This window comes from Actinopolymorpha alba DSM 45243, from assembly GCF_000373925.1.
Lineage (GTDB): Bacteria > Actinomycetota > Actinomycetes > Propionibacteriales > Actinopolymorphaceae > Actinopolymorpha > Actinopolymorpha alba.
Genome location: NZ_KB892782.1, coordinates 42632 through 52000 on the forward strand (window position 1 = coordinate 42632; position 9369 = coordinate 52000).

The following is a 9369-nucleotide window of genomic DNA, read 5'->3' on the forward strand; positions in this document are numbered from 1 at the left end:
GATGCGGCAGAGCCGAGAGAGGATTGTCGCGTTGCAGCGACGCCAGGCCCGGAAGGTGAAGTTTTCGCGGTCCTGGCGTGCACTGGCGAAGAGGATCGCTCGGGAGTACCGCAAGGTCGCCCAGCGCACCGACAACTGGGCCCGCGAGACCGCCCGGCAGCTGGTCGCACAGGCTGAGGTTATGGCGTTGGAGAACCTCGACCTGGCGTCGATGACCCGTTCGGCGAAGGGAACGATCGACAACCCGGGCCGCAACGTAGCCGCCAAGTCCGGGTTGAACCGCGCGCTGCAGGACGCGGCGCTGGGACGGCTAGCGACATGGGTGTGCGTCAAAGCGGAAGAAGCTGGACGCCGCACCTGGCTGGTCGACCCCGCGCACACCTCCCAGCAATGCGCCCGCTGCGGCCACACCGACAAGAACAACCGGCAGAGCCGAGACGTGTTCGTGTGCCAGCGTTGCGCGCATACCGCGCATGCGGACCTCAACGCCGCAGCCAACATCGCCGACCGGGCCCGAGCCTGCGAAACCGCGTGGCGCCAAGCTGGCTCACCACCGCTACCACGACCTAGCCCACGTCTACGACGGCGGCGAACCGACACAGCGCGACCCCGGCTGGCGCCCGCTTGAACCGATACAGCACGACCGGGGCCGGGTCGGCTCCGAGGCCACACGAGACGGCCAAACGCAGGGATAACCAAGTTATTCCCGCGCAGACCCTAAGGAGACTGCCACGGCAGACGAACGCTGTGGACGCGCCGTCGTGCTATCTGCGTGCTGTTCGCCTCGGCTTCGAAGGGCAGACACGGCTACTCACGGGCCACCCTCATGAGCGTCCGACGGCCAGCCGAGCGGGACCTGCCCCGGTACGGGTTCGGCCTTGACTTCGAGCGCACTCTAACTGCCAGTATCGCGGCGACGACGGAAAGGGTGTGCAGATGGAGACTCGTCAGCTAGGCAGTTCGGGTCCGGCCGTGTCCCGGTTCGCGCTGGGGGCGATGACGTTCGGTGGTGACACGGACGAGGCGGCGAGCCACGAGGTGCTCGACGTGTACGTCGATGCGGGTGGCACTCTGATCGATACCGCCGACAACTACGGGAGCGGCGCGTCGGAGCGCATCGTTGGCCGGTGGCTGAGTGCCCGGCCCGGCGTGCGCGAGCGCGTACTGCTCGCGACCAAAGGCCGCTTCGGATATCCCGGCGCGAGCCTGACGCCGACGTACCTGCGCACCGCGATCGACGCCAGCCTCTCCCGGCTCGGCGTCGATCACGTCGATCTCTACCAGCTGCACGGTCCAGACGACCAGCACCGGGTCGACGAGATCGTAGAGTTTCTCGCCGAGATCGTCACCGCGGGCAAGGCCCGCTACGTCGGCGTCAGCAACTTTGCCGGGTGGCAGGTCGCCAAGCTCGCGCGGCTACTGGGAGAGCAGGGCGGCCCGCCTCTGGTCTCCCAGCAGATCCAATACAGCCTGCTGGCCCGGGCGGTCGAGTGGGAGGTCCTTCCGGCTGGTGTGGACGCCGGCCTGGGCACGTTGTTGTATGGCCCGCTGGCGCAGGGGTGGCTCACCGGGAAGTACCAGCGCGACCAGCAGCCACCGGCCGGCACACGTGTCGCCCAAGCCGGAGAATCGACGAGTGAGGCGTGGCACCGGAGGAACACCGAGGAGGTGTGGTCAGTCATCGACGTGCTCCGCGACGTCGCCCACACGCACGGGGTGACGCCCGGCCAGGCGGCACTCGCGTGGGTCGCCGACCGTCCGGGCGTCACAGCGCCGATCGTTGGCGCGCGTACCGTCGCGCAGTTGCGCGAGTCGCTCGCCGCAGCCGCGCTGCACCTTGACGAGAAGGCGACTACCCGGCTCACCGAAGTCAGCGCGCCGCTGACGCCGAACTATCCGTACCAGATGATGGAACGGATCGCAGGTTGGCACGGCTGAGACGCCGCAGGTGCTGTTCGCCGGCCTCAATCCCCAAGATCCCGCTATGCGCGCCGGCTACGACCGTGGCTACAGGCCTTGGCGGGCCTGCTACCGAAACGGGTACTGCCCAACGCCAGATGAGGTCACGGCATTGCTGGAGTCTCCGAAGCCGGAAGCCGCCACGCCGTCAGAGCCAACTTTCTGACCTGGGGGTTCGCCGTTGGCCGAGCGCGGCCGCCGTATCCCGGAATCGGACACTCCGCGCCTGGGACGTCCGATTCCGCCGCCGTTGATCAGCCAACGCCGCGAAGCTGCGCTAGCTCGTCGTGCGTTCCACGGTGATGACCTCGGGGTTCTTGACCGCGGTGCGCCACCGGGTCGCCCAGCCCTCCCGGACAGCGGCGAAAGCAGTGTCATCGAGACCGTAGGTGGAGACGATCACGTTGACCTGGGCGGGCTCCACAGCGTTCGGATCGGCGCCGACGGAAACCAGCCAGCCGTCGCGGGTGACCACGCTGGCCTCGTACCACGGAGTGCCCGGACCGACCAGCGCGATCACCTCTGGTCCCGTCGCCTCGCCGGCCAGGTAGACGGTGCGGCGAGCGCCCTCGGGTGCCGCCTCCAGCCAGAAGCGCAGCTGTTCCAGGTAGAAGCGCCAGCCCTCTGCGACGCCCTCGTACAGCTCCTCCCATGTCGCGTCCGCGACCTCGGGTACCACGAGGCGCACGATGGTGCGCGGTCCGTCGGCGGTGAGGGTGAGTTCGGTGTCGTCGTCGAACACGATGCGTCCGGGCGGGAAGAGCGTCGAGTCTTCCACGAAGGCGCGTACCTCGTCATCGAGCCCGGCGGCGGGACGCTCCGGACGGCCACCGTGTCGGTCGTCGTAGTCGTAGCCGAACCACTCACGTAGGGCTTCGGCGGTGCTCACCGCCCGCCAGACCTCGCCCTGTGACGCGTTGACCACCAACTCGAGGATCGGTCGCTTGGTGTCGCCTTTCGGGCTACTGGTGTTCATCAGGTACCTCCTTAGGTGACTTCGACTCGGGTATGTCGGTGGGTTCGGGTCAGGTGCGCCCAGTGGGGTTCGGGTCAGGTTGCTCGGTCGGGTTGGCCGCGGGGTGGCCGCCGATGATGACGCGGTACCGCCGGCGCGCCCGTGGTGCGTCGTACGCGGCCGCCAGGTCGGCGACACGCGCCGCGAGATCTTCGGCGAACCGCGCGATGTCGGCCGGTTCGGAGAACCCGACGTCGGCCGTGATCGTGAAGGTCACCAGTCGCTTGCCAGCATCGCTGGCCTGGTCGCGCATCGCGGCGACCTCGCGGAACGTGCGGGCGGTTGTCGCGAGCAGGGTCTCGGCGGCGAACTGGTCCTGGTCGTCGGTCGGGAGGTCGCCAAGGACCTCCGGGGCGACCACCACGGTCCGCGCCGTGGCGCGTACCACCCGCTCGGTGCGTCCCCGCCGCTGCCGGGTCTCGACCAGTTCGACGAGCCCGGCCTTCTCGAGTTCGCGCAGGTGGTAGTTGACCCGCTGCCGGCTCTCGCCGATCTGGGCGGCCACCACGGTCGCTGACGCGGGCTCTCGCACCTCGGCGAGGATCCGCCTGCGCAGCGGTGACAGCGCCCCACGCAAGTCGGCCCCGCGCAGGACGTCAAGTCCCTTGGTCATGGCCTCACGGTGCCACTAGAAAAATCAGTTTGTCAATTAGCCGGCCCGCGGGTCCCTGGTGGTGTGCACGACCTAGGGCCGCCCGCAAGGGCGGTAGCCGGGGCGCCGTCCTCGGGCTTGCCGAGCGGACAGCACAGGGCCCGGCGCTATCCGGGTAGGTCCTTCACAAGAAACGTGCACGGGTCCTCGACGACGTGCCTGACCTCGGCATCGTCCTTGTAGCTCCACACGTCGACATAGCGGATGCCTGCGCTGTAGCCGAGCCTCTCGTACAACGCCATGGCGCGGGGATTGTCGTCACCTGCGCCGACGCCGATCCACTTGAAGCCACGATCCCGGGCACGGTCCTCGGCGGTGCGGATAAGCGCCGAGCCGATGCCTCTGCCCCGCATCTCGGCGCAGTAGACGAGCAGGCCGTTGATCTCCGGGCAGCCCGGGTACGCGTCCCGGACCTCCGCGCTCTTGCACCCCTGCCAGAGAACCTCGCCGTGCCCGAGCGGAACGCCACCATCCCATGCCACCAGGTAGGTGCACTCACCCATCCGTTGCCGCTCCACCTTCAGCGCATGGTGACGGTTCGGACCCGTCGGCGATGTCTGCTCCAACGCCTCCACGTCATCAGCGGTGCAGTCCCGAACCAGCATCCCGGCACGCTACAAACCAAGAATCCGACAGCGCCAGCCAATAACCGAGGGGTCGTAAAGTGCACGCCTCATCCACGCACGCCAGTCTCCGGCCGCCACTCCGGCCGTCAATCTGGCTGGTTGCGAGGACGAACGGGGCAGCCTGGTCGCTCACACCTCCGCGTCCCCGAGCATGGGGCCAATCAGGATCGTGCGCTCGGGGACAGTCGAGGCCGTAACAACAGACGAGCCACGCGGGGCGGCCCTTTCCTGGCCAGCAAATGTCTGGCCGAGCTAGTTGGCCTCCAGGTCGGGGGATGGGCCGAACGCATCGATCGAGGAGTGACCATGGAGTCAGCCGATCATCTCGATCGGGCAGTCGGCAGCGCCGTCGCCGCACTGCGATCAGGAACGAGCCACAACTGGCAGACAACGGCCGGTCCCCTGGAGTGGACCTGCCGGTTCACCGCCGATCACACCGCGCACTGCCTGCCGGCGTACGCGATCCAGCTCGTCAGCAAGACACGGACACACCAGGTGAGCTTCTTCTCCCGCGCTCTGGAGGACGCAACGCCGTCGGACGTGCTCGAGCTGCTCGAGGTGAGCGGTCGTCTTCTGTCCGCTGTGGTTCGAACCGCGAAGCCACGACGTGCCCTCCGCGTGCCCCAAGCCAGGGCCGATCATGGTCCCTGCGGTCAATGGCGTCAGAACGCGCAGACCCGGTGGCGGCGACGATTTGCGCTCAGCCGAGCGGGAGCCTGCGAGGTTCTTTGCAAGGCAGGGGTCCGTACAGCAACGAAGCACAGCAACGCCAGCAACCATTGCCGGCCAAGGCGACCCGAGATGACGTGACGGACACATGAACGGCCGTCCTCGACCAGTCCGCCGATAGACCCCTCAGACAACCGATCGCGTGGGCACGAGGAGTCCCAGGTGAGTTCAGCGCCGAATCGCTTTGACCATGAAGCGGTGATTTCGTACGACGAACGGTCCCTCCCTGCGAATCCGGGCATCGAGCTCTCGCAGCGGACCGTCGTACGTCGTCACATCGAATCCAGGTACCTGCCACGACACGGCACTGAGATGGAAGACGACCGCTCCTATGTCGCGGAAGCCGACTTCGACGAACACCTCCTCAGCCTCGGCGATCTCGAAACCGTGGTGCTCCAGTGTGGTGACCGCATGATCAAGCGTGGCGGTCTCGGAATATCGGGGTGGGGGTCCACCGAGTGCGGTGTTGAATTCGATGTCGTTGCGTCGGCCCACGCCCTGGGTCAGGTAGACCCCGCCCGGCGCGAGGACCCGGCGTAGCTCGGTCGGGGGACATCCGCCGTGCCGGTTGAGTACGAGGTCAAACTCCGCGTCGTCGGCCGGCAGCGGCGACCCTGAGGTGCTCTGTCGTACGGCGATGCCAAGCCGTTCGAGGCGTTCACGAGCGAGGGGGACGTTAGGTAGCCACGACTCGGTGGCGACGACGTGTGCCGGACGACGACCGGACACCAGCATCGATGCCAGCACACCGGCCAGCGTCTCACCGCCGCCGGTGTCCAGATCGAGCAGCCGGGTTGATTCCGAGATCTCGGCACTGGCCATGTCGTCGTAGCACCAGGGAAGATCGCCGCCGCGCAGGCGATCTTCGACGAAGCTGAAGTCCCAGCCAGTGAACGGCGCCGCGAGGGCCTCGGACACCAGGTCTTCGTAGCTCTGTCCTTCTCGCATCGCTGGAATGTACTGTCACGTCTCACGTCAACTCAATCGGATTCACCTCAGTGGACCTTCGGTTTTGAGACCTCCCTCCGGGGTCCGACGTCGCGTGTTAGCCATGAGATCCCGCAACGTCGCCCGTATGACTCCGTCGTAGGCTGAATCTCGCACGTGATGGACAGGAGGCAGAGGTGGCCGAGACGATGGTGGCCGAGGTGATGGCCGAGCTGACCAAGCTCGAGGACCCGAAGATACGCGAGGTGAACGAGAGACACGGTGACGATCACGGTGTGAACCTCAGCAAGCTGCGCGCGCTCGCGAAGCGGCTGAAGACGCAGCAGGAACTCGCGTGCCAGCTCTGGGAGACGGGTGACACCGCGGCGAGACTGGTGGCGATCCTGATCTGCCGCCCGAAGGCGTTCGAACGTGACGAGTTGGACGTCATGTTGCGCAAGGCGCGCACACCCAAGGTGCAGGACTGGCTCGTGAACTATGTGGTGAAGAAGAACCCGCACTCCGAAGAACTGCGCCTGGCCTGGTTCGCCGATCCGGATCCAGTGGTCGCGAGTGCCGGCTGGGCGCTGACCACCGAACGCGTGACGAAGAAGCCCGAGGGCCTCGACCTCGCAGGACTGCTCGACGTCATCGAGGCGGAGATGAAAGACGCCCCGGATCGCCTGCAGTGGGCGATGAACGAGTGCCTGGGTCATATCGGGATCGAGCACGCCGAGCACCGCGCCCGTGCAATCGACATCGGTGAGCGCCTGGAAGTGCTCAAGGACTACCCGACTCCCCCGGGCTGCACGTCTCCGTTCGTGCCCATCTGGATCACCGCGATGGTGCGCCGACAGCAGGAAAAGTAGGAAGGCTCGCGCTCACGCTCGTGCCGCTACTCCCTCAGAACGCGGCACCCGATACGAACGGGCCATGAGGGGATGACGAGTTGAAGTCCATCTCAGGCAGAAGGCCCTCAGGCCACTTGGGTCATGAGTGGCCAGGCTCGTGGTCGTCGAGCACCTCAAGCTCCCTGCCCGAACACTACCGGCGACCACCGACAACATCCCTCGACTTCAGATGGCCGTTGCTATCGCATCGCTAGGGTGGCTCGCCATGAGGCACACAGACATGACGTTCGCGGCGGGAAGCACGGCCGTGCGTCGTGACATCTTCCGCGGCAAGGTGTGGACGGCTACACCGTTCCGAGTCGTGAGTGATAGCAGCGATCTCCTCGCACTAGCCCTCTGGCCTGGGGTGGAGAGGCTCGCTCCCACTCATCAGCCAGCCCTTTCCTCGTCTCGGAGGGAGGAGACCGTTCGCAATCTCGTGCTACCTAACCTGGCCGCCGGGAAGTGGGAGCTGGCCGCCTGGACCTGGGAGACCAACACCAAGCTGACTCTCCTGGTACCCGGCGCCTACTTCAGTGTCGACCTCTTCTTCCGTGACCCTGGCGACCTGGTGATGTGGTACGTCAACTTTGAGCGTCCCTTCCAGCGCACCCCGATCGGGATCGACACCTTCGACCTCATGTTAGATCTGGTCATCGAGCCAGACACGTCCTATCGGTGGAAGGACGAAGGCGAGTACACACAGGCCCGCCAGCTCGGCATCATCACCGATGACGAACACCATCAAGTGCAGCAGGCACGTGAGCAAGTGCTCGCGCTGCTCGACCAGCGGACCGGGCCATTCGATGAACGCTGGCGGTCCTGGCGGCGAGAGGCGCACTGGCAACTACCCACCCTGCCTGTGAACGCAACGACCTGGCCGACCCCGGCGGGCTGACCCCAGCGCGCGACCCCAACGACCTGCACCGGCGAGCGACGACGGTCCAGAGAGGGATCATCCGGGTTACTCCAGGCCACCTTCGATAAGGTCCAGCAGATAGGAGACCTTCTTCTGAAGGCCCGGGAGCCAGGGAAAGTCCTCGCGAATACTCCACGCCGAGTTGTCAACGGCATTGAAGACGCTGTAGATCCAAAACAGTTCGTCCCAGTTCTCCGGCTCGACACCACCGTGAGCCACGTAGGACCGCCGTACTCTCGGAAGGAGCGCGTCCGGGCGCGGATCATCGATTGGACCGCCGCCGCAGAAACGAACGAAATCGAAAACCGGGTCGCCGACAGCGGATTTCCCGAAGTCCACGATGTCAACAACCCGATCGCTCTCGTCGACAAAGATCTCCATGTTTCCCAGGTCACCGTGGACAAGAACACCGGGCCTCTCGTCCAGCATCGCTGCTCGGCTGGAGAAGAGGCGGCTCACTCGTAGGATAAGCCCGCGGTCATAGTGTCCGCCCGACTGCAGGAATCGCAACCAAGGGTCCAGCGACTCGCGGAGCCAGTCGGACCATCGTACGTAACTGCCCTCGCCATTCTTGGTAAGCGGACCACGGCCAGGTAGCTCCCGAGCATGAAGCAGCGAGAACACCCGCCCAACATCGTCCTGTGTGCGAGGAGAGGCGTCCGCTGTGCGGTCTGGCAGCGCCCAAGGCTGCCCTCGAGCCTTGCGGAGAATCATCCAATGGCCACCGGGAAGATGCTCATCTTCGCCCTCAGCCAAGATGGGTGGTACCAGAGCCCCGGCATCAGCGGCCATCCGGAGTGTGTTGGCCTCTGCGGCGACCGAATGCTCTCCACTCGCTTTCAGAACGACTTCCTCGTCGTTCGTGAGTCGAGCGCCGACCACGACTGATTCGCCCCACGTCAAGTGCGGCCAAACGTCTGCAAGCTCGCCAAAGCGTCGAGAGATGACACGACCCGCAGAAAGTTGGACCTCCGTCAGCTTGCCATCACCCATCAAGAGACCCCCCACGAATCGGATGGTGCGCTGGGCCCTGCGCGATCGGCACGGTCATTGGCGGACCGCCGTACGGGGAATACTGCGTCACGGACGTGCCAGGGTGCAGCCGCTCGTCATCGTCGTACCGCTTGCGCAACACGGCATCCAGCAGACTCGCTTCCGCAGGTGAAGCGGCGGACTCGACCGCGATCAGCAGGTTGGCGATGTCGTCGACGAGGTCCAGCGTGGCGTCGTCGGGCCCGCCCGGCAAGCTCACGGCACCCCAACCGTCCCACAGCAGCAACTCGTCGGCGTAGCGGTGTGCAAGCTGCATCAGTACGTAGTTGTGGATGTACCACATCCCGCCGAATTCCGATCCTGGACCAGTTCCGAACTGAATCGCCCCGGAGTGTCCGGAGAGCTCATTCCTTGGAAGGATGACTCTCATGGCACGTTCGTCTTCGTATCCTGTTGAGCTGCGTGAGCGCGCGGTGCGGATGGTCGCTGAGCACAGGGATGACTATGGATCTGAGTTCGAGGCGATCAAGTCGATCGCTTCGAAGTTGGGGATCGGGTCGGCGGAAACCCTGCGGAAGTGGGTCCGGCAGTCCGAGATCGATGCCGGGCAGCGGCCGGGTGTCAGCAGTGAGGAGAACACGGAGATCAAGCGGCTGAAG

General features: G+C 65.8%; 11 protein-coding genes. 5 read left to right on the forward strand and 6 right to left on the reverse strand.

Translation table 11 applies throughout. The features are described 5' to 3' along the window. Nucleotide 1: 1 nt before the first annotated feature. Nucleotides 2-628, forward strand: a complete 627-nt coding sequence (locus B141_RS46250) for an RNA-guided endonuclease InsQ/TnpB family protein (protein WP_169512978.1) — start codon at nt 2-4, stop codon at nt 626-628. A 308-nt stretch (nt 629-936) separates the two neighbouring features. Next, a complete protein-coding gene (locus B141_RS0128270) occupies nt 937-1938 on the forward strand; it encodes an aldo/keto reductase (protein ID WP_040422569.1) in 1002 nt (333 codons plus the stop codon). Nucleotides 1939-2236: 298 nt separating this feature from the next. On the opposite strand, the gene B141_RS43280 is transcribed toward B141_RS0128270, so the two are convergent. The 4 genes from B141_RS43280 to B141_RS0128295 all read right to left on the reverse strand — a co-directional run bounded on the left by B141_RS43280 (nt 2237) and on the right by B141_RS0128295 (nt 5929). Further along, entirely contained in the window at nt 2237-2935 is a 699-nt protein-coding gene (locus tag B141_RS43280) for an SRPBCC family protein (protein ID WP_020578555.1), read from the reverse strand. Between the two features lie 49 nt (nt 2936-2984). Continuing rightward, on the reverse strand, nt 2985-3587 hold the full coding sequence (locus tag B141_RS0128280) for an ArsR/SmtB family transcription factor (RefSeq protein ID WP_020578556.1): 603 nt from the start codon (nt 3585-3587) through the stop codon (nt 2985-2987). Between the two features lie 146 nt (nt 3588-3733). Then, a complete protein-coding gene (locus B141_RS0128285) occupies nt 3734-4231 on the reverse strand; it encodes a GNAT family N-acetyltransferase (RefSeq protein WP_020578557.1) in 498 nt (165 codons plus the stop codon). A 918-nt stretch (nt 4232-5149) separates the two neighbouring features. After that, on the reverse strand, nt 5150-5929 hold the full coding sequence (locus B141_RS0128295) for a class I SAM-dependent methyltransferase (protein WP_020578559.1): 780 nt from the start codon (nt 5927-5929) through the stop codon (nt 5150-5152). 176 nt (nt 5930-6105) lie between these two features. Here B141_RS0128295 and B141_RS0128300 point away from each other — a divergent pair, with 176 nt between their 5' ends. After that, nucleotides 6106-6777, forward strand: a complete 672-nt coding sequence (locus tag B141_RS0128300; protein WP_020578560.1) for a DNA alkylation repair protein — start codon at nt 6106-6108, stop codon at nt 6775-6777. A gap of 460 nt (nt 6778-7237) precedes the next feature. After that, on the forward strand, nt 7238-7696 hold the full coding sequence (locus tag B141_RS46260) for a ribonuclease FAU-1 family protein (protein WP_020578561.1): 459 nt from the start codon (nt 7238-7240) through the stop codon (nt 7694-7696). 66 nt (nt 7697-7762) lie between these two features. Here B141_RS46260 and B141_RS47960 read toward each other — a convergent pair whose 3' ends face one another. Both B141_RS47960 and B141_RS0128320 read right to left on the reverse strand, forming a co-directional pair. Then, nucleotides 7763-8710 carry a phosphotransferase family protein gene (locus B141_RS47960; protein ID WP_084678577.1) on the reverse strand — a complete coding sequence of 316 codons (948 nt, stop codon included), beginning with the start codon at nt 8708-8710 and terminating at the stop codon, nt 7763-7765. Continuing rightward, nucleotides 8703-9053, reverse strand: coding sequence for a hypothetical protein (locus tag B141_RS0128320; protein WP_020578564.1), 351 nt, complete (start codon nt 9051-9053; stop codon nt 8703-8705). Before B141_RS0128320 ends, B141_RS47960 begins: the two co-directional genes overlap by 8 nt. A gap of 85 nt (nt 9054-9138) precedes the next feature. Here B141_RS0128320 and B141_RS0128325 point away from each other — a divergent pair. Beyond that, nucleotides 9139-9369, forward strand: a 231-nt coding sequence (locus tag B141_RS0128325; protein WP_020578565.1) for a transposase, incomplete at its 3' end; no start/stop codon positions are given.